The sequence below is a fragment of the Citrobacter pasteurii genome (genome assembly GCF_019047765.1).
Classification (GTDB): Bacteria; Pseudomonadota; Gammaproteobacteria; order Enterobacterales; family Enterobacteriaceae; genus Citrobacter; species Citrobacter pasteurii.
Genome location: NZ_CP077262.1, coordinates 940,242 through 963,936, shown reverse-complemented (window position 1 = coordinate 963,936; position 23,695 = coordinate 940,242). Strand labels below are relative to the sequence as shown.

Genomic DNA, 23,695 nt, shown 5'->3' with positions numbered 1-23,695 from the left:
GTCAGAAACTGTGCAGTCCAAGGAAATCGACAATCGGGTTGAAATAATCTTCGAAGCCCGTGAATGCGTGGTTTCCGCCCTCAATAACTGTCTGACGGCAGGAGGCGTAATACGCCACCGCCTGGCGGTAGTCCAACACTTCATCGCCCGTTTGTTGAAGCAGCCAAATCAAATCCGGCGCTTCCAGCGGGTCAATCTGCATGACTTTAAGATCGTAAATATGGCGTGACTCTAGCACATATTGCTGCCCCGTGTAGGGGTTCTCGTTTTGACCGAGATAGTCGACCAGCAGTTCATAAGGCCGTACAGCCGGGTTCACCACCACTGCCGGCAGCATAAAACATTGCGACAGCCAGGTGGCGTAATAGCCTCCTAATGAGGAGCCGACAATCCCCAGCGACTCTCCGCCATGTTCAAGAATGATCGATTCCAGCATCTCTGCGGCCTGGGCCGGATACGGCGGCAACTGCGGCACGATCATCTCAACGTGCGGATGGTGCTCCGCCAGCCAGTTTTTCAGCAAGCACGCCTTCGCCGAACGAGGAGAACTATTGAATCCATGAAGATAGAGAAGCGTAGACATCAGTAGCCTTCTGAAGCGGTATCAGGGTGGAAACGATTACCCTGCAGACGGCGAACCTGAGTCTGCAACGTCCCGTCAGCAAAAAGCTCCAGCGTCCGCCAGCCGGGGCTGATGGTATCTAACGTGAAGTTGGAACAATGCGGCTTAAACTGCACGCAGGTCGATGGCGTCGCCAGCAGGCGGCGACCGTTCCAGTCCAGATCCAGTTCCTGATGAATATGCCCGCACAGCAGATACTTCACGCGCGGATAATTCACCAGCACGTTGTCGAGCTCCGCCGCATTGCGCAGGCTGTGCTGATCGAGCCAGCTGCAGCCCGCAGGCAAAGGATGATGATGCAGAAGCAGCAAGGTATTGCGCTCAGGCGCATCGGCAAGTTTACGCTCCAGCCATTCGAGCTGAAATTCACTTAATTCACCGTGGGGAACGCCGAACACCTGGCTGTCGAGCAACAATATTTGCCACTGTTCGCCGATGAAAACGCGCTTGGCAGGGGAATTCCCGCGTCCTGTAGCGCGCTGTACATTGCCGGCTGAAAATCGTGATTGCCCGGTAGCCAAACGCAGGGCGCACGAAAGCTTGCGATGCCCTCAGCAAAATGCTGATAGGCAGCAGCGGATTGATCCTGCGCCAAATCCCCCGTCGCGACGATCAGATCGTACTCTGGCGACTCTGCATGTATGGCATCCAGTACGGATTGATAACTGTCCCAGGTGTTCACACCCAGCAGCGTTTCATGCTTTTCGGCAAACAGGTGAGTGTCTGTAATTTGTAAGATCCTGACTCTGGCCTCACCAGCCAAAGGAAGGGTTAACAGGCTTTCCAAATGGTGTCCTTAGGTTTCACGACGCTAATAAACCGGAATCGCCATCGCTCCATGTGCTAAACAGTACCGTAACCAGTCGGCCAAAAACTGATTAATTTGATGCTTTTCGTCGCGTTGATGCAACTTTTTATTTGGATAATCATACCGCGCTTTGAAGCGAAAGATCTGCTGACTTGAACACACTTCAGCCACCCTCGCATCATGATACAGGCGCACAGTCAGCGACGGCAGGCTCCAGTAGGTAACCGCTGGTGCCGTCTGTTCGATCGCGACAAGCGTAGTGTATCGGGTCGATTCCACGATCGTTAATCGATATTGTGCGTTTGCAACCTGATAGCTCACTGTTTCACCGGCTGCATCATTGCGTGGCAACAGGCGGCGCAACTGCGAAAAATTGGTTTCGCACAGGCGCATCATTTCAGGGAAGTCAGGTGTGTAACGCTTCATTTTTTCCACTCAGTTTTTAACTCTTGATAGTGCAGCTGTAACCATTGCAAAGCGATGACAGAAGCCGCGTTGTCGATTATCCCCTCTTCTACCCATTGATAAGCCTGTTCCCGACTCACCACATGAACACGAATATCTTCGTTTTCATCCGCCAGACCGTGGATACCATTTGCGGTCGAAGCGTCCACTTCACCTACCAAAATAGACAGGCGCTCACTGGTGCCGCCAGGGCTTGCCAGATAACTCAGCACGGGTTTCGTACGTTTAACGTCCAGTCCGGCTTCTTCCATTGCTTCACGACGGGCCACATCTTCAACGGTTTCGCCTTCTTCAATCATTCCGGCTACCATTTCCAGTAGATACGGCGTTTCGCTGGTGTCATAGGCCGCGATGCGGATCTGTTCAACCAACACAACTTCATCCCGCTCAGGGTCAAAGGGTAGCAAGACTGCCGCGTGTCCGCGCTCAAAAATTTCACGCTTCACTTCACCGCTCATACCACCGTTAAACAGGCGATGACGGAAGCGATAAAGATCTAATGAAAAAAAACCGCGGTATAGTGTTTCTCGTGCAATAATTTCTACATCATTTTTAGTGAATGTCATTGGCAAGTTGTCTGGTTTACGCATTGTGCTGTCCTGGTACCAATAGTGATTAAAATGTGAATTTCAAGGTCGTTTGACTGCTGTTTGAGCGCCCTTGTGTTAAATTGATGCAAATTAACGCCGTATGGCACGTAACGCCAACTTTTTGAAGTGGCGGATTCTGCTAGAATCAGCAATTATTTTTACAATTTGATCAGCGCTAAATACTGCTTCACAACAAGGAATGCAAATGAAGAAATTGCTCCCCATCCTTATCGGCCTGAGCCTGTCGGGGTTCAGTACTCTGAGCCAGGCAGAAAACCTGATGCAGGTTTATCAGCAAGCACGCCTGAGCAACCCGGAATTGCGTAAATCCGCCGCCGATCGCGATGCTGCATTCGAAAAAATTAACGAAGCGCGTAGTCCTTTACTGCCGCAACTGGGCTTAGGTGCCGATTACACCTACAGCAATGGCTACCGTGATTCAAATGGTATCAACTCCAACGCCACCAGCGCGTCATTACAATTGACTCAGACGCTGTTTGATATGTCAAAATGGCGTGCCTTGACGCTGCAAGAAAAATCAGCGGGCATCCAGGACGTGACCTATCAGACCGATCAGCAAACGCTGATCCTGAATACCGCCACGGCCTATTTTAACGTATTGAACGCGATTGACGTGCTCTCTTATACCCAGGCACAAAAAGACGCCGTTTATCGTCAGTTAGATCAGACGACCCAGCGTTTTAACGTTGGCCTGGTTGCTATCACTGACGTACAGAACGCCCGTTCACAGTACGATACTGTGTTGGCGAATGAAGTTACCGCGCGTAACAACCTGGACAACGCCGTTGAACAGCTGCGTCAGGTCACCGGCAATTACTATCCGGAACTGGCTTCGCTGAATGTTGATGGCTTTAAAACCAACAAACCGCAGGCGGTGAATTCACTGCTGAAAGAAGCAGAAAACCGCAACCTGACGTTATTGCAGGCACGTTTAAGCCAGGATCTGGCGCGTGAGCAAATTCGTCTGGCACAGGACGGTCATCTGCCGACGCTGGGTTTAACCGCCTCTACTGGTGTTTCTGATACCTCTTACAGTGGTTCTAAAACTAACACCTCTCAGTATGACGACAGTAACCAGGGCCAGAATAAAATTGGTCTGAACTTCTCGCTGCCGCTGTACCAGGGCGGGATGGTTAACTCGCAGGTTAAACAAGCACAGTACAACTTTGTTGGCGCCAGCGAGCAACTGGAAAGCGCGCACCGCAGCGTAGTACAGACCGTTCGTTCGTCATTCAACAACATTAATGCGTCTATCAGTAGCATTAATGCGTACAAACAAGCCGTTGTCTCTGCGCAAAGTTCCCTTGACGCGATGGAAGCGGGTTATTCTGTCGGTACACGTACCATCGTGGACGTGTTGGATGCCACTACCACGCTGTACAACGCTAAGCAGCAGTTGGCAAATGCGCGTTATACCTATCTGATCAACCAGTTAAACATCAAGTCTGCGCTCGGTACGCTTAACGAGCAGGATCTGGTGGCGTTGAACAATACGCTGGGCAAACCTATTTCCACCGCGCCTGACTCCGTTGCGCCGGAAAACACCCAGCAAGACGCCACAGCAGATGGTTATACCGCCAACAGTGCGGCGCCGGCGGTCAAACCGGCAGCAGCACGTACAACCAGCAGCAGTAACGGCAACAACCCGTTCCGTAATTGATGTTGATGACGGGGCTTCGGCCCCGTCTGAACGTAAGACAACGTAAAGATCCGCCCCTTCCTGCGCATTCTCGCCTCTTCCCGCTTCAATTTCGACCAGTCATCCTCTATCCTGAGCATTATTTACTGTGTTTACCACTGGGTCCTGGAAGACAAAAATGAAACGGACAAAATCGATACATCATGCTTCGTTCCGCAAAAGCTGGAGCGCGCGCCATCTGACTCCTGTCGCCCTGGCAGTTACCGCTGTGTTTATGCTCGCGGGCTGTGAAAAGAGTGACGAAACGGTTTCGCTTTATCAGAATGCGGACGACTGCTCTGCGGCGAATCCAGGTAAAAGCGCTGAATGTACGACCGCATTCAACAACGCGCTGAAAGAAGCTGAACGCACGGCGCCAAAATACGCCACGCGCGAAGACTGTATTGCCGAGTTCGGTGAAGGTCAGTGCCAACAGGCACCTGCCCAGGCAGGTATGGCACCGACCGGTGAAGGCCAGGCTCAGGCGCAGAATCAAAGCAGCGGCAGCTTCTGGATGCCGCTGATGGCTGGCTACATGATGGGCCGCATGATGGGCGGCGGAATGGGCGCTCAGCAGCCGCTGTTCAGCTCGAAAAACCCGGCCAGCCCTGCATACGGCAAATACACTGACGCCGGCGGCAAAAACTACGGCGCAGCAACGCCGGGCCGCACCATGACCGTACCAAAAACCGCCATGGCACCGAAACCAGCCACCACGTCTACCGTAACCCGCGGCGGATTTGGTGAGTCAGTCGCCAAACAGAACACCATGCAGCGTAGCGCAAGCGGCACCACCACACGTTCAATGGGTGGCTGATCGTCATGGAAAGAGTCAGTATTGTTGAGCGCCCGGACTGGCGCGATAAGGCCACCGAGTACGGTTTCAACTTTCACACCATGTACGGCGAGCCGTACTGGTGTGAAGACGCATACTATAAGCTGACGCTCGCTCAGGTCGAAAAGCTGGAGGAGGTCACCGCAGAGCTGCACCAGATGTGCCTCAAGGTGGTTGAGAAGGTCATTGCCAGCGACGAGCTGATGACCAAGTTTCGTATTCCGAAGCATACCTGGGGCTTTGTCCGCCAGTCCTGGCTGACACAGCAACCGTCGCTCTATTCCCGCCTCGATCTGGCGTGGGATGGTACCGGTGAACCCAAGCTTTTAGAAAACAACGCCGATACGCCAACCTCATTGTATGAAGCTGCTTTTTTCCAGTGGATCTGGCTGGAAGATCAGCTTAATGCGGGCAACCTGCCGGAAGGCAGCGATCAGTTCAACAGCCTGCAGGAAAAACTGATCGAACGTTTCACTGAGCTGCGCGAGCAGTACGGTTTTCAGTTGCTGCACCTGACCTGCTGTCGCGATACGGTCGAAGATCGTGGAACGATCCAGTATTTGCAGGATTGCGCGGCTGAGGCTGAAATTGCCACTGAATTTCTCTATGTCGAAGATATCGGTCTTGGCGAAAAAGGTCAGTTCACGGACATGCAGGACCAGGTGATCGCCAACCTGTTCAAGCTATATCCGTGGGAGTTTATGCTGCGTGAAATGTTCTCCACCAAGCTGGAAGATGCCGGCGTTCGCTGGCTGGAACCAGCATGGAAAAGCATTATCTCCAACAAAGCACTGTTGCCGCTGCTGTGGGAAATGTTCCCGGATCATCCGAATCTGCTACCGGCATATTTCGCCGAAGACGACTATCCGCAGATGGATAAGTTTGTCGTGAAACCGATCTTCTCGCGTGAAGGCGCTAACGTTTCCATCATTGAGAACGGTAAAACGATCGAAGCCGTGGAAGGCCCATACGGTGAAGAAGGCATGATCGTGCAGCAGTTCCATCAGTTACCGAAGTTTGGCGACAGCTATATGCTGATCGGCAGTTGGCTGATTAACGACCAACCGGCCGGGATCGGCATTCGCGAAGACCGCGCCCTGATCACGCAGGATCTCTCCCGTTTCTATCCGCATATTTTTGTCGAATGATTGAGAGTGCCGGGTGGCGGCTCCGCCTTACCCGGCCTACGGCACGAACTTAATGCCCGATAAGCGTAGCGCCATCGGGCGTTCATCACCCAACCTGCACTGACAACATACTCAGGCTACCCATCTCAATCCCATCAACAGGAATCGTCACCGGCTCTTTGCCATCCCACGCGCCAAGTACATACAGCAGCGGCAGATAGTGATCCGCCGTTGGGTTCGACAGCGATCCGCCTTCATGATCCATATAGTTAACCAGCGGGTGCTGTTCAACCGGTCCCTGCCATGTGAGGTTTGCTTTAACATAATCGTTAAATGAGGTCGCCCACGGATACGGCGTATTCTCGCCGTGCCAGCGCGCAGTACGCAGGTTATGCACCACGTTACCGCTGGCTACCAGCATAATGCCCTCATCACGCAGCGCCGCCAGCTTACGACCCATTTCGAAATGCCAGGCCGCAGGTTTGGTGCTATCGACACTCAACTGCACCATCGGGATATCTGCGTTCGGGTACATCTTGATCAGCACACCCCATGAGCCGTGGTCAAATCCCCACGCCTCTTTATCTAACGTGACTGGCACTGGAGAAAGCAGATCCACCAGATGCTGAGCCAGTTCAGGAGACCCCGGGGCCGGATAATGCGTGTCATACAGCGCCTGCGGAAAACCACCAAAGTCATGAATCGTTTTCGGTGCTTCCATCGCGGTTACGCCAGTGCCGCGCGTAAACCAGTGCGCTGAGACCACCACGATGGCTTTCGGACGTGGCAACGTTTCCCCCAGCTGCTGCCAGGCACGGGTATAAACGTTATCTTCCAGAACATTCATCGGGCTGCCGTGGCCCAAAAACAATGCTGGCATACGAGTTGAAGACATGATGATATCCTTACTGAGGGAGTCATTTTGATATCACCACAATACGCTTTTTCGGTTGATGAAGAACTCAGATAACCATGATGAAGATCATCAGTTATTTTGACGAACCGCCCCGAATAGCAGATTGATAAGGAGTTTTATTTGTCGATGTCAGTACCTTTACTTCTGACCTTACTGGCAGGCGCCGCCACATTTATTGGTGCATTTCTTGGCGTGCTGGGACAAAAACCCTCTAACCGCGTTCTCGCATTTTCTCTGGGTTTTGCCGCAGGTATCATGTTGCTAATCTCCCTGATGGAGATGTTGCCAGCCGCACTGGCAGCAGAGGGAATGTCTCCGGTGCTGGGTTACGGGATGTTTATCGTTGGTTTGCTGGGCTACTTTGGCCTGGATCGTTTGCTGCCGCACGCTCACCCTCAGGATTTAGTCCAAAAAACCACACAGCCGTTACCCGGTTCCATTAAGCGTACTGCGATTTTATTAACTCTGGGTATCAGCCTGCATAACTTCCCAGAAGGGATTGCGACTTTTGTTACCGCCAGCAGCAATCTCGAACTGGGCTTTGGTATTGCGCTTGCCGTCGCATTACACAATATTCCTGAAGGATTAGCCGTTGCAGGTCCGGTCTATGCAGCCACGGGTTCAAAACGTACCGCTATATTCTGGGCAGGGATCTCGGGAATGGCGGAAATATTAGGTGGGGTACTGGCATGGTTAATTCTGGGCAGTTTGATTTCACCCGTGGTGATGGCGGCAATTATGGCCGCGGTCGCCGGAATTATGGTGGCGCTGTCAGTCGATGAATTGATGCCACTGGCAAAAGAGATCGACCCGAATAATAATCCCAGCTATGGGGTGCTTTGTGGCATGTCAGTTATGGGGTTAAGCCTCGTCATCCTCCAGTCTATGGGAATCGGATAATCCTGAGGGCGGATGCCACCCTGCTATTTTACAGCATCCGCTCATCCATAGCAGAACGTGAAGGACTATTCCTGTTCCTTAATCACGCTGTTATCTTCACCAGAACGACGGAAGAGTTTGTTTCGCGCCTCGAGCAATGCGTCTCTGTCTTGTCGGAATGCCCGACAATAACGCTTCATATGGCAATAATAACCCAATGCAACGAGTGCAATTAATACGATCCAATACCAGGCAATAAACATTCTTTTACCCTTAACATTTAACATCATTAAACATTTAACGTTAAAATTTTACATAAGCTTATTCTGACATACCCCTATAGTGGCATATTCCAGAAACAAATATATGATTTCGATCATATAAACCAGCAGCTATGCCAATAGCTAAAACACTTATAAAAAATAAAACTGTGTCGACGAGATCACACTAAGCAATAATAAATATTGTCCTTAAAATACCTCACTCATACTATCCAGAAAATAACAAAAATTAGATCTTGCAGAATAATACACTTCATAAATATTTATATACCCACAATAAAAATGACATCAGTAGTACTATTTTCATTTTTAGCCATATCGTAAAAACATAATATATTCATTGAGATTATATTTAAAATTAATATAAGGAGATATATCCATGTTTAGACAATATCGAAAAACGCTACTCGCAGGCACTCTGGCACTGACGTTTGGATTAACGGTCGGAAATTCTTTTGCTGCTGGCTTTCAACCCGCCCAACCCGCAGGAAAACTGGGCGCAATAGTCGTTGATCCTTATGGAAACGCCCCACTTACCGCGCTGGTTGAATTAGACAGTCACATTATTTCAGATGTTAAAGTCACCATTCATGGCAAAGGCGAGAAAGGCGTTCCTGTTACTTATACTGTTGGCAAAGAGTCGTTAGCAACCTATGACGGCGTGCCTATTTTTGGTCTTTATCAAAAGTTTGCTAATAAGGTCACCGTTGAATATAAAGAAAATGGCAAAGCCATGAAGGATGATTATGTGGTGCAAACGTCCGCCATCGTTAATCACTACATGGATAACCGTTCAATTTCCGATTTACAGCAAACGAAAGTTATTAAGGTAGCGCCTGGTTTTGAAGACCGTCTGTATCTGGTGAATACCCATACCTTCACTGCACAAGGGGCGGAATTCCACTGGCATGGTGAAAAAGATAAAAATGCCGGCATCCTGGATGCGGGTCCGGCGGGCGGGGCATTACCCTTTGACATTGCCCCCTTCACCTTTATCGTCGATACGGAAGGTGAATATCGTTGGTGGCTGGATCAAGATACCTTCTATGATGGCCATGACATGGATATCAATAAGCGCGGTTACTTGATGGGGATTCGAGAAACGCCGCGCGGCACCTTCACTGCCGTGCAGGGCCAGCATTGGTACGAATTCGATATGATGGGGCAGATTCTGGCCGATCATAAGCTACCGCGCGGCTTCCTCGACGCGTCGCATGAATCGATCGAAACAATCAACGACACCGTGCTGCTTCGCGTGGGCAAACGCGATTATCGCAAAGAAGATGGCATCCATGTGCAAACTATCCGCGATCAGATAATTGAAGTAGACAAGTCCGGTCGAGTGGTTGACGTGTGGGATCTGACAAAAATACTCGATCCGATGCGTGATGCGCTGCTGGGTGCGCTGGACGCAGGTGCGGTATGCGTCAACGTTGACCTCGCTCATGCCGGTCAACAGGCGAAACTGGAGCCAGATACACCTTACGGTGACGCCCTCGGCGTGGGTGCGGGTCGTAACTGGGCGCACGTTAACTCCATTGCCTATGATGCCAAAGATGACTCCATTATTATCTCTTCCCGCCATCAGGGCGTCGTCAAAATCGGTCGCGATAAACAGGTGAAATGGATCCTCGCTCCGTCGAAAGGCTGGAATAAGACGCTGGCAAGTAAGCTGTTAAAACCGGTTGATAGCAAAGGCAACGCGTTAAAATGTGACGAAAACGGCAAGTGCGAGAATACCGATTTCGATTTTACCTATACACAGCACACCGCATGGCTCTCGAGCAAAGGGACATTAACCATCTTTGATAACGGCGATGGTCGTGGGCTCGAACAACCGGCATTGCCGACGATGAAATACTCCCGTTACGTCGAATATAAAATTGACGAGATAAAAGGTACCGTTCAGCAAATCTGGGAATACGGCAAAGAACGCGGTTACGATTTCTATAGTCCCATCACCTCGGTTATCGAATATCAGAAAGACCGTGACACCATGTTTGGCTTTGGTGGTTCAATTAATTTATTTGAAGTTGGACAACCAACCATTGGCAAAATCAATGAAATTGACTACAAGACCAAAGAAGTCAAAGTTGAGATAGATGTCCTTTCAGATAAACCAAACCAAACTCACTACCGTGCATTACTGGTCCGCCCACAACACATGTTTAAATAATCGCGTTAGCTTAAGGATTAATTATGTCATCTAAATGGATTACTTCATTATTTAAAAGCGTGATATTAACCGCAGCGCTTACCTCGTCGTTTGCCGCCTCCGCTTTTACAGAAGGCACTGATTATATGGTTTTAGAGAAACCGATTCCTAATGCTGATAAGACGTTAATAAAAGTATTCAGCTACGCCTGTCCGTTCTGTTATAAATATGATAAAGCCGTGACTGGCCCGGTTTCTGAAAAAGTGGCTGATCTCGTCACCTTCACACCATTTCATCTGGAAACCAAGGGTGAATATGGTAAACAGGCCAGTGAAGTTTTTGCGGTAATGATTGCTAAAGACCAGGCCGCAGGGATTTCATTGTTTGATGCCAAATCACAGTTCAAAAAAGCGAAATTCGCTTATTACGCTGCTTACCACGACAAGAAAGAGCGCTGGTCAGATGGTAATGATCCGGCCGCATTCATTAAAACAGGCCTGGATGCTGCAGGTATGAGCCAGGCAGATTTTGACGCCGCGCTGCAAGATCCCGCCGTTCAGCAAACGCTGGAGAAATGGAAAGCGGCATATGACGTCGCCAAAATTCAGGGGGTTCCGGCTTACGTCGTTAACGGTAAATACCTGATCTACACAAAAAGTATCAAATCCATTGACTCCATGGCTGAGCTTGTCAGAGAGCTGGCGACAAAATAAACAGGGACCTGGCTATGGCTTTCATAAAAGGATTTTGGCGGGACTTACGTACCACGCCGGTTGATACGCTGGTGAGATGGCAGGAACGGCGCTTTCTGTGGCTACTGATGGCCTGCGCGATGGGCGGGTTAATAATACTGGCGCACTCATTCTTTCAAATCTACCTCTATATGGCCCCCTGCGAGCAGTGTGTCTACATTCGCTTTGCCATGTTTGTAATGGTTTTCGGTGGATTGATCGCGGCAATAAACCCTAAAAATGTTGTTCTGAAGCTTATTGGTTGCATCGCGGCATTTTATGGCAGCATCATGGGCATTACGTTCTCCATCAAACTTAACGGTATTCATTATGCTGTACATAACCCGGACCCGGATTCGTTGTTTGGTGTCCAGGGATGTTCCACAGATCCGATATTCCCTTTCAATTTGCCGCTGGCAAACTGGGCTCCGGAGTGGTTTAAGCCCACAGGGGATTGCGGCTATGACGCCCCCGTGGTTCCCGATGGCGTAGCGCTCAGCAGTACGCAAAAGTGGTTTATCGATCTATACCAACAGTCTGAAGGCTGGTATCTGCTCCCACCGTGGCATTTTATGAACATGGCACAGGCCTGTTTGCTGGCCTTTGGTTTATGTTTATTGCTGTTGGTGACAATGAGCGGTGCCTGGGCTTTAAAACTGGCCAGAACCAGGTAATTGGGAGCAAAAAACAAAAAAACCGAAGCCTGGAATATGGCTTCGGTTTTTTATGCTTACCAAAACTAACGTGGTAATAGTCTATTAGCTGGCTTTGCGCTCGTGCGCCTGGCGGTAAGCCACCAGGTCTTCAATAGTGACCACCGCCATATTGTGCTTGCCGGCAAACTCAATGCACTGTGGCGCACGCGCCATGGTGCCATCGTCATTGGTCAGCTCACACAACACGCCTGCCGGTTTAAACCCTGCCAGCGTCATCAGATCGATGGTGGCTTCGGTGTGGCCACCACGAGTTAACACACCACCAGCCTGAGCACGCAGCGGGAACACGTGCCCCGGACGGTTCAGATCGGAAGGTTTTGCGCCATCCTTAACTGCCGCGCGTACCGTAGTAACACGGTCCGCTGCGGAAACACCGGTGGTCACACCTTCTGCAGCTTCAATGGTCACGGTAAAACCGGTACCGTAAGCACTGGTGTTATTTTCCACCATCATTGGCAGATCGAGCTGTTTGCGGCGGTCTTCGGTGATGCACAGGCAAACAATACCGCTGCCGTGACGGATGGTCAGCGCCATCTGTTCAACGGTCATGGTCTCGGCCGGGAAAACCATATCGCCTTCGTTTTCACGATCTTCGTCGTCAAGCACCATCACACCGCGTCCTTCACGCAGCGCAGACAGCGCATGTTCAACACGTTCGAAAGGCGTACCAAAAGAGGAAAGTAGCGTCTGATTCATGGTAAAAAAACCTCACTAAAATTATGGTTACCAGAATCAGGGCAGTCTTAGGAGTACCGTCTAAGCGGCAAAAAAATAACGTGAGCGGGTCCATGCCCGACTGGATCGTTACTCTCTCCCATCCGGACTCTAACCGTCGGCCCCGGAATTACACCGGATCTGCTGACCTTTGAGTTTGCACCCAAAGCGCTCGCGGGCTTTCAACCTGAGTTGATTTACCGCCGGTGGGGAATTTCGCCCCGCCCTGAGAATAAGCGAGTTAACTATAACGCTATTGATTACCTTCATCAACGCCTTTGCTCATCTTAGCTTCACACAATTCTGGTTTATGCCTGGGACAGTTCGCACTACAATAGGCAGCAACACGTACCAGTTCAGGGAAACCATAATGATTGACCCGAAAAAAATTGAGCAGATTGCTCGTCAGGTTCACGAGTCGATGCCGAAAGGGATCCGCGAGTTTGGCGAAGACGTCGAGAAGAAAATTCGCCAAACGCTGCAATCACAGCTGACCCGTCTGGATCTGGTAAGCCGCGAAGAGTTTGACGTACAAACCCAGGTTTTACTGCGTACCCGTGAAAAACTGGCGCTGCTTGAGCAACGTCTGACGGAGCTTGAAGCGCGCGAGAAAGCGGCGGAAGTCAAGTCTGCGCCCGCAATCCCGCCAGTCGATCCACTGGTATAAAAACGACAACGGGCCGCAAGGCCCATTAATATGTTAGTGTTCCAGTTCTAATTTTTTCGCCTCTGTTGCCTGCTGGCAGTAAAGTGCATAGCGTTTGCAAAACCAGCTGCGATGTTCTTCATCCATATTTCCAGTTACAGCCTGGATATCAACGGGTCGGCCCTCAGCCTGCATTCTGGCAAAACTCCGCGCCAGGAAATCGAAATTATTCAATGAATACATACTATTGTTCATGAGCATACCCTCCAGTTATTGAATATCTGTTAAGGCCATATGCTTTTTCTGATTTCAGTATTTCCCTGGATGCGAAGATATTCTGCACATATTGTGCGCAAAAAAATCACCAGCTTCACAGTTTCCTACGAAATCTAAGATGGATGATGTTTTTGGTATGTTACCTTACCGCCGTTGTGACGGTGGTCGTCTTATTAATTATCGGGATTATCTTTGCCCGTCTGTATCGTCGCGCGTCTGCTGAACAGGCGTTTGTACGTACCGGACCTGGCGGGCAAAAAGTGATGATGAGCGGCGGCGCAGTCGGTGAAGTGAGCGCAGGTAACGTAAGCGGTGGAAATTTGGCTGAGCAGGCATTATCCGCCGTCCTTGCCTATCGCACACAAGCGCCGCTGATTGATTCGCTGTTAAATGAAATTGGCTTATCCGGCGGTTCGCTAAATGCGCTGACCACGACGACAGTCGACGTTAACCCTCAGACAACGGTAAAAGAAGAATAACCACTTCTGCATCATTCCCCTATCCCTGGCCGTAAAGCCGGGGATTTTTTATTCTGCAGCAGCGTTTTGCGTGGATGCTCCAGCAATAAGAAATCGGAGGGAGAAAGCCCTTGCCCCTGTCAGGAGGCTCACTAACAATCGCCTTGTCAGCAAGGGGCTGCAACGAGAAAGCCCCTCTCGAAGAAGGGGCTTTAATAAGGAAAGGGTTATGATGAAGTTCGTCATCATACTGGTTGTGCTGTTATTGATAAGTTTCCAGACCTATTAACAGTCAATCAGAGGGGGGAGAAATCCCCTCTCACCCTTATTCCTGTACTTTAGGTCGAAAAAACAGCAGCGTCAACAGCGGGAAACGCACCAAAACGAAAATTTCGACGCGTTTCCAGCATTTGCTATTTATCGCTGTCTTTCTGGATCTTCCTGATGATATTGGTCGTTGAGCAGCCATCTTCAAAGTTCAGCACCAGCACTTCACCGCCGTTCGCCCAGACCTCTTTGCTGCCCGCAATATCTTCTGGCTTATAGTCGCCGCCTTTGACCAGCAGATCCGGCAGGATGCCGGCTATCAGACGCTGCGGTGTATCTTCTTCAAACGAGACCACCCAGTCGACGGATTCCAGCGCGCCCAGCACGATCATGCGCTGTTCCAGCGGGTTGACCGGACGCGTTTCGCCTTTCAGACGTTTGGTCGACGCATCGCTGTTTACCGCCACGATCAGGCGATCGCCCAGCTTGCGTGCATTCGCCAGATAGGAGACGTGGCCCGCATGCAGGATGTCGAACACGCCGTTGGTCATCACCACTTTCTCACCGCGCTTGCGGGCGCTGGCAACGGCCTGTTTCAGCTCAGATTCGCTCATCACGCCAAAACCAGTATCAGCCCGACCACGCACGGCGTTTTCCAGTTCAATCGGAGAAACGGTGGAGGTTCCCAGTTTACCGACGACAACACCGGCTGCAGCGTTAGCAAAATAGCACGCCTCTTCCAGTGAGTTACCCGCCGCCAGCGTCGCCGCCAGCACGCCGATTACCGTATCGCCCGCACCGGTCACGTCATACACTTCCTGCGCCTGCGTCGGCATATGCAGTGGCGATTTGCCCGGTTGCAGCAACGTCATACCCTGTTCTGAACGGGTAATCAGCAGTGCGGAAAGGTCGAAATCAGCAATCACTTTCATGCCGCGCTCAACCAATTCATCTTCGCTTTTGCATTTACCGGCTACCGCTTCAAACTCAGACAGGTTCGGCGTTAGCAGCGTTGCGCCGCGGTAACGTTCAAAATCGATCCCTTTCGGATCGATAAGCACCGGCACGCCAGCCTTACGCGCCAGAGCAATCATCTGCTGCACGCTTGCCAGCGCGCCTTTGGCGTAGTCGGAAAGCACCAGAGCGCCGATAGAACCCAGCGCCTGATTAATACGCTCGTGCAGCGGTTGCGGATCCACGCCTTCAAAACCTTCTTCGAAATCCAGGCGAATCAACTGCTGGTTACGGGAAAGCACGCGCAGTTTGGTGATTGTCGGATGCGTCGGCACGGAAACGAAGTCGCATTTTACGTTCACATCCGCCAGCGTTTTGCTCAGCGCCCGCGCCGCGTCGTCGATACCGGTCAAACCCACCAGACGGGAATTTGCGCCCAGAGAGGCAATGTTCATCGCCACGTTTGCTGCGCCACCGGGACGTTCTTCGATGGTATCGACCTTCACCACCGGAACCGGCGCTTCAGGTGAAATACGGCTGGTAGGGCCGTACCAGTAGCGATCCAGCATCACATCACCGACAACCATGACTCCTGCACGTTCAAACTCTGGCAGCGTTACTTTCATTCCTGTCTCCTGAGAGATTCTCTGAGGGTCTTAAAATTTGCGCGCGATAATAGCACACTTCACTCGGCAACCAGCCACTTCTGCCAGCTGTCACGCACCAGCGTACGTTCAGCGCTGAAGAGCTCCGGCGCGACATGACCCGGAAGTTCCTGCAACGCAAGATGGTGAAGTTCGTCGCGCAGCGTTGTATAAGCGCGGGTAAGCGCCAGCGCTTCCTGCTCATCCATAATGTCGTTTTGCGCCAGCAATTCCAGAATGCGCACGTTATCCGACCAGCGCGTCAGCTTCGGTTTTTCATGCGCATAGCGCAGCACCAGATATTGCGTAATAAACTCAATGTCGGTAATGCCACCCTCATCCGCTTTAATATCAAAACGATCGCGATGCTTATTGCCTAAATGGGCGCGCATTTTCTCACGCATTTCACGCACGTCGGTCTGCAAGGTTTTCCCATCACGGACGAGGATCATGATATCGCGACGAATCACATCAAACTGAGAGGTCAACTGCGGGTCGCCATATACCACACGAGCACGCACCAGCGCCTGATGCTCCCATGTCCAGGCTTCGTTGCGCTGGTAATCGGCGAAAGCCTCGGTTGATGTCACCAGCATTCCCGCCGCGCCGGATGGACGCAGCCGCGCATCCACTTCGTACAAAATACCGGACGAGGTGCGGGTGCTGAAAAGGTGCATAATGCGCTGCGACAGACGCAGATAGAACTGTCGCCCGTCAATCTCACGCTCACCATCCGTCATCACGTCCATCGGACAATCATGCAGGAAGATCAAATCAAGATCCGAACTGTAGCCCAGTTCCCAGCCGCCCAGTTTGCCATAGCCGACGACGGCAAAACCGCGCCCCTCACGTTCGCCAAGATGGGTGGGTTGCCCGTAGCGAGCAACCATCTGCGTCCACGCCTGCTGGACTACCGCATCAATAATCGCTTCTGCCAGCCAGGTTAAGTGATCGCTCACCTTCATCACCGGCAGCGTACCGGCAATATCGGCTGCCGCGATACGCAACAGTTGCGTTTGCTTAAACTGGCGCAGCGCTTCCAGTTGCTGTTCTTCGTCATCTTCCGGTACGCGCAGCAAATACTGGCGCAGCTCATCACGGTAGGCATCCGTCGCGGTGGGTTGATACAGGGTGTTCGGATCCAACAGTTCATCGAGCAACAGCGGATAGCGCGCCAGCTGGCTGGCGACCATCGGCGAAGCCGCGCAGAGCGAAATCAGGTGCTTAAGCGCGCCGGGGAATTCGCTCAGCAGCTCCAGGTAGGTCGTGCGGGTCACGATGCCCACCAGCAGCGGTGTGATACGCGACAGCGGTATTGAGGCGTCGTCACGCGTACAGACATCGCTCAGCAGGTGCGGCATTAAATGATCCAGCACCTGACGTCCGCGTGGGCCAATGGTGCGTTTATCCAGCTCTTTGCGGAAATCAGCAATCAGAGACAGCACGCGCCGGCGATCGTCATCCGCCAGATGCGTCAATACCGGCGTGGTATCATCTTCCTGTAATGCGTCCTGCCACAGTTCGCGCCACTGCTCAGAGAGCGACTCTTCCTGGGTTTCAGCTTCGTCATCGCCAATCAGCTCGTTGAATACCCGGCGCACATTGTCCATATGATTGGCCAGCACATCGGTTAACTGCTGCCAGTCATCAACGTTCATCCCCCACGCCAGTCGCGCGCGATTCAGTTCATCGCCCGGCAACGTCTGGGTCTGCTCATCATTGATACTTTGCAGCAGGTTTTCCAGGCGGCGTAAGTAGAGATAGGCTGCGCGCAGTTGTTCCGCGTCGGTATCAGACAGCAGGTGCAATTCATTGATGGCACTGAGCGTGGGTAACAGCGAGCGGGATTGCAGCGACGGCTCGCGCCCACCGCGAATAAGCTGGAATACCTGCACGATAAATTCGATTTCACGAATACCGCCCGCCCCCAGCTTGATGTTGTCTTTCAGGCCACGGCGGCGCACTTCACGGGCAATCATCCCTTTCATGTTTCGCAGAGACTGGATCACGCTGAAATCAATATAGCGGCGGAAGACAAATGGCCGCAGCATCGCGCGAAGTTCACTGACGTAAGTGCCGTCGGAATCGCCCATAATGCGGGCTTTGACCATCGCATAGCGTTCCCAGTCGCGCCCTTGTTCCTGGTAATAATCCTCCAGCGCAGAGAAGCTCAGCACCAGCGGGCCGCTATCGCCAAACGGGCGTAAACGCATGTCCACCCGGTAGACAAACCCATCCATTGTGGGCTGATCCAGCACCTTGATAAGCCGCTGGCCCATGCGAGTAAAGAACTGCGCGTTATCCAGCTCGCGACGCCCGCCCTGTGTGCTGCCGTGCTCCGGCCAGGCAAAAATCAGGTCAATATCCGAGGAGAAATTCAACTCTCCGCCGCCGAGTTTTCCCATGCCTAAAATCAGCAGCGGCTGCGCAACACCGTCAGAATTACAGGGCGTTCCCCACTCACGACAGCAGGCGTCATACAACCAGTCGCGTGCGGCAATAATCAGCGTTTCAGCCAGATGGCTTAACTGCTGCAAAATACTCTCTTCCGTCACCCGCGACAGCGTCTGCGCCCAGGCGATACGCACCATGATGCGGCGGCGAAACAGGCGCAGCTCGCGCATCAGCGTGTTTTCATCGCCGACGTCAACCAATGCTTGCTGCAACCACTCGGCATAGTGTTGCCATTCATCCGCCTGAGGTGGCGTACTTTCCAGCTCAGCCAGCCATTCGGGATGGGCAATAATGCTGTCGCGGACAAAATCACTGAATGTAAGCACTGACTTCGCCTGCACGCTAAGCGAGGACTCAGAGATTGCTGCTGGCAGCCGCTCAACAACGGCCGGCCAGTACTGCTGTAACGGTGAAGAGAGCTGCTTCATGTATGGGACATCCTTTGCGTATTGAGGCTCATGGTATGGCCTCGTAGGCCTGATAAGCACTGCGCCATCAGGCATCCCGGCCTCAACCCTGATTATCGTTTTCCGCTGTGCAGCCAGAACGGTTCCAGCGCGATCGCCTCGTTGCGGAAGTGTTCAATTTCAATATATTGGTTGGCCACAATGGCGCGACGTAAGCCCTGCCAGTTGGCGATCCATTCCGATGCAACATTTTCGTCGTAGTATCCCGACAGCATCAGCATGCTATCAATGTTGCGCGTCAGGCGCGGCAGCTGATCGACGTACTTATCGCCCAACGGCTGAGCAAAAGTGGTTTTCAGTTCAGCGGCATGGCGTGAGAGATGCGTATCCGAGAAACGCTTAAAGGAATCGGCAATTTTGCCCTGCGCCTTCGCATCAAGGAACGGCTGCCACCCTTTGGTCACCAGCCATTCGGTCAGCGCCAGTTTGGCCATTGCCGTTTCTGTGCTGTAAACCGCCGAAACGGCAGAGGCATCAGACGCGATGATCGCTTCCGACCGGGTCAGCAAATCACGTAAGTGAGCGCTCGCTTTTCGTGGCACATTACCGCCAAACAACATCAGAATGTGACGCACCAGCCCCATTGCCGCCAGCACCTCGGCTTTCGCCCCTTTGACGCCGCGTACCCACAGCTCTTCGTGGTACTGCCACTGTGATAATGCCAGCTCCAGCGCCGCTTCCAGCCCCTGCTCAATGCTCGCCTTCGCCGGAACCTGTAAAATGCGCGTCGGTTTGAGTTCACGCGGCGCATTCCCCTGAGCCAGATGATAGCCGCGCGCGGCTTTGCTCAAACTGCCCTGGCGTAAACCGGTTTGCGAAACCAGCTGGTTTGCCAGCTTCAGTACCGCACGGGTATCGCCGCTTAGCAGCTCAAGTTCAAGCTCACAGAGAGGTTCAGCACATTCGCCCGCTTTTACTTCCCCGAGATCGAGGGCGATTTCGATACGGCTGCCGTCAACATCAAGGCGCCATTTCTCACGGTAAAAATCGGTACTGAACAGCGGCTGCACCTGAGAGTCAAGCTCAGCGGGCAGTTCGCCATCAGGCCAGACTTCCGTTGGGAACAAGGCAAGATCCAGCTCAGGCGCGTCCAGCGCAACGTTAAATTCCGGTCGCTGATGCAGGCCGCCCGTCACGCGTCCGGCAATTTTCATGGTCATTTCGTAATGACCGTTTTCACCGCGAATACGCAGCCCCATATCGTGACCACGCAACCACGCATCCGGCGTTTCGTAGTAAATATTCAGCAACTGGCTGGGGGCATGATGCTCTCCCCCCAGCGTATTCAGACGTTCACGCAGCGCATCTACAGCGTCACTATTGACGATAAATTTTAATTCGATTTCCTGGGCCATGGTCTTGTACTTATGGGTTATGTCACAGTTGAGAAAACTGACTGCGAACTAAGTTCGTTCTTTATGGTCAGTAGATAGTATTTTGCGCCAAATTGCCATGCAACGAGCAATTTGACGGGCGTAAAAGTTTCGGGTGGTGGCAAAAAGGACACAGATGATTCCGATTGATGTCGAATGCTTTGCGTAGAGACACTGATGCCACTACTATCGTTCCACTTTCTATGACAATAACGACAGCCTGATGCCAAAATTACGCCTGATTGGATTAACTTTACTCGCACTTAGCGCCACTGCAGTCTCTCATGCCGAAGAAAAGCGCTATGTCTCTGACGAACTGAACACCTGGGTCCGCAGCGGTCCGGGAGATAATTATCGCCTCGTGGGTACGGTTAACGCCGGCGAGGAAGTCACGCTATTACAGACCGATGCCAACACCAACTACGCTCAGGTGAAAGACAGCACCGGACGTACCGCCTGGATCCCACTGAAAGAGCTGAACAGTACGCCGAGCCTGCGTACCCGCGTTCCCGACCTGGAAAACCAGGTTAAGACACTGACCGATAAGCTCAATAATATCGATACCACCTGGAATCAACGCACCGCCGATATGCAGCAAAAAGTATCGCAAAGCGACAGCGTGATCGACGCGTTGAAGGAAGAAAACCAGAAGCTGAAGAACGAGCTTATCGTGGCGCAAAAGAAAGTCAGCGCCGCTAACCTGCAGCTTGATGACAAGCAACGTACTATCATCATGCAATGGTTTATGTATGGCGGCGGCGTGCTGGGACTCGGCCTGCTGCTCGGTCTGGTTCTGCCGCACATGATCCCGAGCCGGAAGCGCAAAGATCGCTGGATGAACTGAATCGCCTTCTCCGTCACACTGACATATGATTAAGGAATACTGTTTTTCAAAAGGAATGTGGCGTGAAGATTTATCTGGTCGGTGGTGCTGTTCGGGATGCGTTATTAGGGCTACCGATTAAAGATAAAGATTGGGTCGTTGTCGGCGCCACGCCGCAGGAGATGCTTGACGCGGGCTATCAGCAGGTAGGTCGCGATTTCCCCGTGTTTCTCCACCCACACACCCGGGAAGAGTATGCGCTGGCGCGCACTGAACGTAAATCAGGTTCGGGATATACCGGATTCACCTGCTACGCCGCGCCAGATGTGACGCTGGAGGCCGATCTTCAACGCCGCGACCTGACTATCAACGCAATGGCCCGCGATGACAACGGGGAGATTATCGACCCGTATAACGGACGCGACGATCTGGAAAACCGCCTGCTGCGTCATGTATCCCCTGCTTTTAGTGAAGATCCGCTGCGCGTTCTGCGCGTGGCGCGCTTTGCTGCCCGCTATGCACACCTTGGCTTTCGTGTTGCTGATGAAACCATGATGCTGATGCGCAACATGGCCGCCGCAGGAGAGCTGGAACACCTGACGCCAGAACGCGTGTGGAAAGAGACAGAAAGCGCCTTAACCACCCGTAATCCACAGGTATTTTTCCAGGTCCTGCGCGATTGCGATGCACTGCGCGTGCTGTTCCCGGAAGTAGATGCTCTGTTCGGCGTCCCCGCGCCCGCGCAGTGGCACCCGGAAATCGATACCGGCATTCACACGCTGATGACGTTGTCGATGGCGGCCGTGTTAAGCCCGGAGGTCGACGTGCGTTTCGCCACGCTGTGCCACGATCTTGGCAAAGCATTAACGCCTAAAGCACTATGGCCGCGCCATCACGGCCACGGTCCGGCAGGCGTTAAGCTGGTTGAGCAACTGTGCCAACGCATGCGCGTACCCAATGACATCCGCGACTTAGCCAAACTGGTGGCCGAGTTCCACGACCTGATTCATACCTTCCCGATCCTGCAACCGAAAACCATCGTTAAGCTGTTTGATTCCATCGATGCATGGCGCAAACCGCAGCGCGTGGAGCAAATCGCCCTGACCAGCGAGGCCGACGTGCGTGGGCGAACCGGTTTTGAAGCGGCGGATTACCCGCAAGGCCGACTGTTACGCGAAGCCTGGCTGGTTGCACAGGCGGTTCCCACGAAAGATGTTGTGGAAGCGGGATTCAAAGGTCAGGCAATTCGTGAAGAACTGACCCGACGCCGCATCGCAGCAGTGGCCAGTTGGAAAGAACAGCGTTGTCCGAAACCAGCCCATTAAACTGACGTTGCCGGATGGCGGCATAAATGCCTTATCCGGCCTACATATTGCGCCCGTAGGCCGGATAAGCGCAGCGCCATCCGGCATTTAAGGCGATCAGAAAAAAACCACATAGACGGCGGCAGCAACAATAAAGCGGTAAATCGCAAACGGAATGAACGAAATACGCTTAATCAGTTGCAGGAAGGTTTTGATCGCCACCAGCGCCACAACAAATGCCGTCACGAAGCCGACAGCAAACATCGGAATATCTGCTGCAGTCAGAAACGACCAGCTTTTGTAGAGATCCAGCGCCGTGGCGCCCATCATCATCGGCACCGCCAGCAGGAATGAAAACTCAGAAGCCGCGTAACGGCTCACGCCCATCAGCATACCGCCAGAAATCGTCGCCCCGGAGCGAGAAAAACCCGGCCATAGCGCCAGACACTGAAAACAGCCAATCATAAACGCCTGGCGATACGTCATATCATCCAGACCCGGCGCACGCGGCTCTTTCGGCTTCAGGCATTCTGCGGCAATCAGCAGCACGCCCCCTACCACCAGCGCATACATCACGTTGATCGGGTTAAACAGCGATTTGATGGTGTCGTGGAATATCAGCCCCAGTACCACGGCTGGAATCATCCCCAACAGGATATGCCCCAGCGTCAGCCGACCTTTACCAGTACCTTCATGCGGGGTCTTGCCAAAGTGAATGCCAATTAAACCAAACAGACGTCGCCAGAACATCACCACTACCGCCAGAATGGAACCCAGTTGGATCACGACTTCAAACGTTTTTGCGGTATCGCCCTCAAAACCTAACAAGTGGCCAACAATTATCATATGGCCGGTACTGGAAACGGGTAGGAACTCCGTCAGCCCTTCGACCACACCCAAAATTGCCGCCACCAGCAGCGAGTGCATATCACTCATTAATAAACCCCTAGATAGAGAAAGCACGGCAAAAAAGAGCCGACGAAAGGACTCTTTTATACCTGTTTGATTTAGAAATTATTAAGTTAATTATTTTCTTTCAGATTATTGCCACGCTCAATGATGACCCCGACGTTTGCCGCACGGGCCACCGCACCAGGTTTGCTGAGTTTGATGCGCACCCATGGAGACTTAAAGCGGCTAAGCAGCAGATCCGCCACTTCTTCCGCCACACGTTCTACCAGCGCAAAACGCCCACCTTCCACATGATTAACAACTGTTTGAGCAATATCAGCATAGCTCAGACAATCAGCGACATCATCACTTTTGGCAGATTGACGGTTATCCCATGCCATTTCGATATCGAACACCAGTTTTTGTTCGATAGTTTGTTCCCAGTCATAAACACCGATAGTGGTGATTACTGAAAGTTGCTCTATAAATACAATATCCATCACGACCTGCCTGCTTTTTGGCTAACCCGGATACCACTTCCGGCGAAATATGCGTATTATCCACAGAAGTAGCGTTTTACACGACATTTTCAAAACGGAA

The 23,695-nt window shown here is 52.2% G+C and carries 22 protein-coding genes, 2 pseudogenes and 1 riboswitch; of the genes and pseudogenes, 12 read left to right on the top strand and 12 right to left on the bottom strand.

Going from position 1 to position 23,695, the window contains the following annotated elements; all coding sequences use genetic code 11:
* Position 1 precedes the first annotated feature (1 nt).
* The 4 genes and pseudogenes from yqiA to nudF form a co-directional block, all read right to left on the bottom strand.
* Positions 2–583: an esterase YqiA gene (yqiA, locus tag I6L54_RS04745; protein WP_003024575.1), complete on the bottom strand. Its 582-nt coding sequence runs from the start codon at positions 581–583 to the stop codon at positions 2–4.
* Positions 583–1,409: pseudogene (gene cpdA / locus I6L54_RS04740) on the bottom strand (3',5'-cyclic-AMP phosphodiesterase). The gene yqiA and the pseudogene cpdA overlap by 1 nt, the downstream one beginning before the upstream one ends.
* A 24-nt stretch (positions 1,410–1,433) precedes the next feature.
* The gene (locus I6L54_RS04735; RefSeq protein ID WP_005123087.1) at positions 1,434–1,856 is read right to left on the bottom strand and encodes a DUF1249 family protein; all 423 of its coding nucleotides are present in this window, start codon (positions 1,854–1,856) and stop codon (positions 1,434–1,436) included.
* Positions 1,853–2,485 carry an ADP-ribose diphosphatase gene (nudF, locus tag I6L54_RS04730; protein ID WP_040233966.1) on the bottom strand — a complete coding sequence of 211 codons (633 nt, stop codon included), beginning with the start codon at positions 2,483–2,485 and terminating at the stop codon, positions 1,853–1,855. Before nudF ends, I6L54_RS04735 begins: the two co-directional genes overlap by 4 nt.
* A 199-nt stretch (positions 2,486–2,684) precedes the next feature.
* Between nudF and tolC the strand changes: the two genes are divergently transcribed.
* From tolC to I6L54_RS04715, 3 genes are all read left to right on the top strand, one after another.
* Entirely contained in the window at positions 2,685–4,166 is a 1,482-nt protein-coding gene (gene tolC / locus I6L54_RS04725) for an outer membrane channel protein TolC (protein ID WP_137378485.1), read from the top strand.
* Between the two features lie 157 nt (positions 4,167–4,323).
* Positions 4,324–5,001 carry a DUF1190 family protein gene (locus I6L54_RS04720; protein WP_040233964.1) on the top strand — a complete coding sequence of 226 codons (678 nt, stop codon included), beginning with the start codon at positions 4,324–4,326 and terminating at the stop codon, positions 4,999–5,001.
* Positions 5,002–5,006: 5 nt separating this feature from the next.
* Positions 5,007–6,167, top strand: a complete 1,161-nt coding sequence (locus I6L54_RS04715) for a glutathionylspermidine synthase family protein (RefSeq protein ID WP_005123077.1) — start codon at positions 5,007–5,009, stop codon at positions 6,165–6,167.
* A gap of 85 nt (positions 6,168–6,252) precedes the next feature.
* Here the strand turns inward: I6L54_RS04715 and ygiD are convergent, their stop codons facing one another.
* The gene (gene ygiD, locus I6L54_RS04710; RefSeq protein ID WP_005123074.1) at positions 6,253–7,041 is read right to left on the bottom strand and encodes a 4,5-DOPA-extradiol-dioxygenase; all 789 of its coding nucleotides are present in this window, start codon (positions 7,039–7,041) and stop codon (positions 6,253–6,255) included.
* A gap of 147 nt (positions 7,042–7,188) precedes the next feature.
* Here ygiD and zupT point away from each other — a divergent pair, with 147 nt between their 5' ends.
* From zupT to dsbI, 4 genes are all read left to right on the top strand, one after another.
* Entirely contained in the window at positions 7,189–7,962 is a 774-nt protein-coding gene (gene zupT, locus I6L54_RS04705; protein ID WP_003024600.1) for a zinc transporter ZupT, read from the top strand.
* A 639-nt stretch (positions 7,963–8,601) separates the two neighbouring features.
* Entirely contained in the window at positions 8,602–10,398 is a 1,797-nt protein-coding gene (locus I6L54_RS04700) for an arylsulfate sulfotransferase AssT (RefSeq protein WP_040233963.1), read from the top strand.
* A 23-nt stretch (positions 10,399–10,421) separates the two neighbouring features.
* Positions 10,422–11,090, top strand: coding sequence for a thiol:disulfide interchange protein DsbA/DsbL (locus I6L54_RS04695; protein ID WP_040233962.1), 669 nt, complete (start codon positions 10,422–10,424; stop codon positions 11,088–11,090).
* A gap of 14 nt (positions 11,091–11,104) precedes the next feature.
* Positions 11,105–11,782 carry a protein-disulfide oxidoreductase DsbI gene (gene dsbI, locus I6L54_RS04690; RefSeq protein ID WP_040233960.1) on the top strand — a complete coding sequence of 226 codons (678 nt, stop codon included), beginning with the start codon at positions 11,105–11,107 and terminating at the stop codon, positions 11,780–11,782.
* Between the two features lie 84 nt (positions 11,783–11,866).
* Here the strand turns inward: dsbI and ribB are convergent, their stop codons facing one another.
* On the bottom strand, positions 11,867–12,520 hold the full coding sequence (gene ribB, locus I6L54_RS04685; protein ID WP_040233959.1) for a 3,4-dihydroxy-2-butanone-4-phosphate synthase: 654 nt from the start codon (positions 12,518–12,520) through the stop codon (positions 11,867–11,869).
* A gap of 106 nt (positions 12,521–12,626) precedes the next feature.
* Positions 12,627–12,776: riboswitch (FMN riboswitch) on the bottom strand.
* 132 nt (positions 12,777–12,908) lie between these two features.
* On the opposite strand from ribB, the gene ubiK reads away from it, so the two are divergent.
* The gene (ubiK, locus tag I6L54_RS04680) at positions 12,909–13,205 is read left to right on the top strand and encodes a ubiquinone biosynthesis accessory factor UbiK (RefSeq protein ID WP_005120914.1); all 297 of its coding nucleotides are present in this window, start codon (positions 12,909–12,911) and stop codon (positions 13,203–13,205) included.
* Between the two features lie 33 nt (positions 13,206–13,238).
* Here ubiK and glgS read toward each other — a convergent pair whose 3' ends face one another.
* On the bottom strand, positions 13,239–13,445 hold the full coding sequence (gene glgS, locus I6L54_RS04675; RefSeq protein ID WP_137378484.1) for a cell surface composition regulator GlgS: 207 nt from the start codon (positions 13,443–13,445) through the stop codon (positions 13,239–13,241).
* A gap of 133 nt (positions 13,446–13,578) precedes the next feature.
* Between glgS and I6L54_RS24205 the strand changes: the two are divergent.
* Both I6L54_RS24205 and I6L54_RS04660 read left to right on the top strand, forming a co-directional pair.
* A pseudogene (locus I6L54_RS24205) lies at positions 13,579–13,939 on the top strand (flotillin domain-containing protein).
* A 208-nt stretch (positions 13,940–14,147) separates the two neighbouring features.
* Complete coding sequence (locus tag I6L54_RS04660; protein WP_199947192.1) at positions 14,148–14,207, top strand: type I toxin-antitoxin system Ibs family toxin; 60 nt, start codon at positions 14,148–14,150, stop codon at positions 14,205–14,207.
* A 124-nt stretch (positions 14,208–14,331) separates the two neighbouring features.
* Here the strand turns inward: I6L54_RS04660 and hldE are convergent, their stop codons facing one another.
* The 3 genes from hldE to I6L54_RS04645 all read right to left on the bottom strand — a co-directional run bounded on the left by hldE (position 14,332) and on the right by I6L54_RS04645 (position 20,059).
* Entirely contained in the window at positions 14,332–15,765 is a 1,434-nt protein-coding gene (hldE, locus tag I6L54_RS04655; RefSeq protein ID WP_040233957.1) for a bifunctional D-glycero-beta-D-manno-heptose-7-phosphate kinase/D-glycero-beta-D-manno-heptose 1-phosphate adenylyltransferase HldE, read from the bottom strand.
* Positions 15,766–15,824: 59 nt separating this feature from the next.
* Positions 15,825–18,665, bottom strand: a complete 2,841-nt coding sequence (gene glnE, locus I6L54_RS04650; protein ID WP_040233955.1) for a bifunctional [glutamate--ammonia ligase]-adenylyl-L-tyrosine phosphorylase/[glutamate--ammonia-ligase] adenylyltransferase — start codon at positions 18,663–18,665, stop codon at positions 15,825–15,827.
* Between the two features lie 92 nt (positions 18,666–18,757).
* Positions 18,758–20,059 (bottom strand): CYTH domain-containing protein, encoded by a 1,302-nt coding sequence (locus tag I6L54_RS04645; RefSeq protein ID WP_040233953.1) that lies wholly within the window; start codon positions 20,057–20,059, stop codon positions 18,758–18,760.
* 241 nt (positions 20,060–20,300) lie between these two features.
* Here I6L54_RS04645 and I6L54_RS04640 point away from each other — a divergent pair, with 241 nt between their 5' ends.
* Both I6L54_RS04640 and I6L54_RS04635 read left to right on the top strand, forming a co-directional pair.
* Positions 20,301–20,921, top strand: a complete 621-nt coding sequence (locus I6L54_RS04640) for a TIGR04211 family SH3 domain-containing protein (RefSeq protein ID WP_005120905.1) — start codon at positions 20,301–20,303, stop codon at positions 20,919–20,921.
* A gap of 62 nt (positions 20,922–20,983) precedes the next feature.
* Positions 20,984–22,225 (top strand): multifunctional CCA addition/repair protein, encoded by a 1,242-nt coding sequence (locus I6L54_RS04635; RefSeq protein WP_005120904.1) that lies wholly within the window; start codon positions 20,984–20,986, stop codon positions 22,223–22,225.
* A gap of 96 nt (positions 22,226–22,321) precedes the next feature.
* On the opposite strand, the gene bacA is transcribed toward I6L54_RS04635, so the two are convergent.
* Entirely contained in the window at positions 22,322–23,140 is an 819-nt protein-coding gene (gene bacA / locus I6L54_RS04630; RefSeq protein ID WP_040233952.1) for an undecaprenyl-diphosphate phosphatase, read from the bottom strand.
* 86 nt (positions 23,141–23,226) lie between these two features.
* Positions 23,227–23,595, bottom strand: a complete 369-nt coding sequence (gene folB / locus I6L54_RS04625; protein WP_005120902.1) for a bifunctional dihydroneopterin aldolase/7,8-dihydroneopterin epimerase — start codon at positions 23,593–23,595, stop codon at positions 23,227–23,229.
* Between the last annotated feature and the right edge of the window lie 100 nt (positions 23,596–23,695).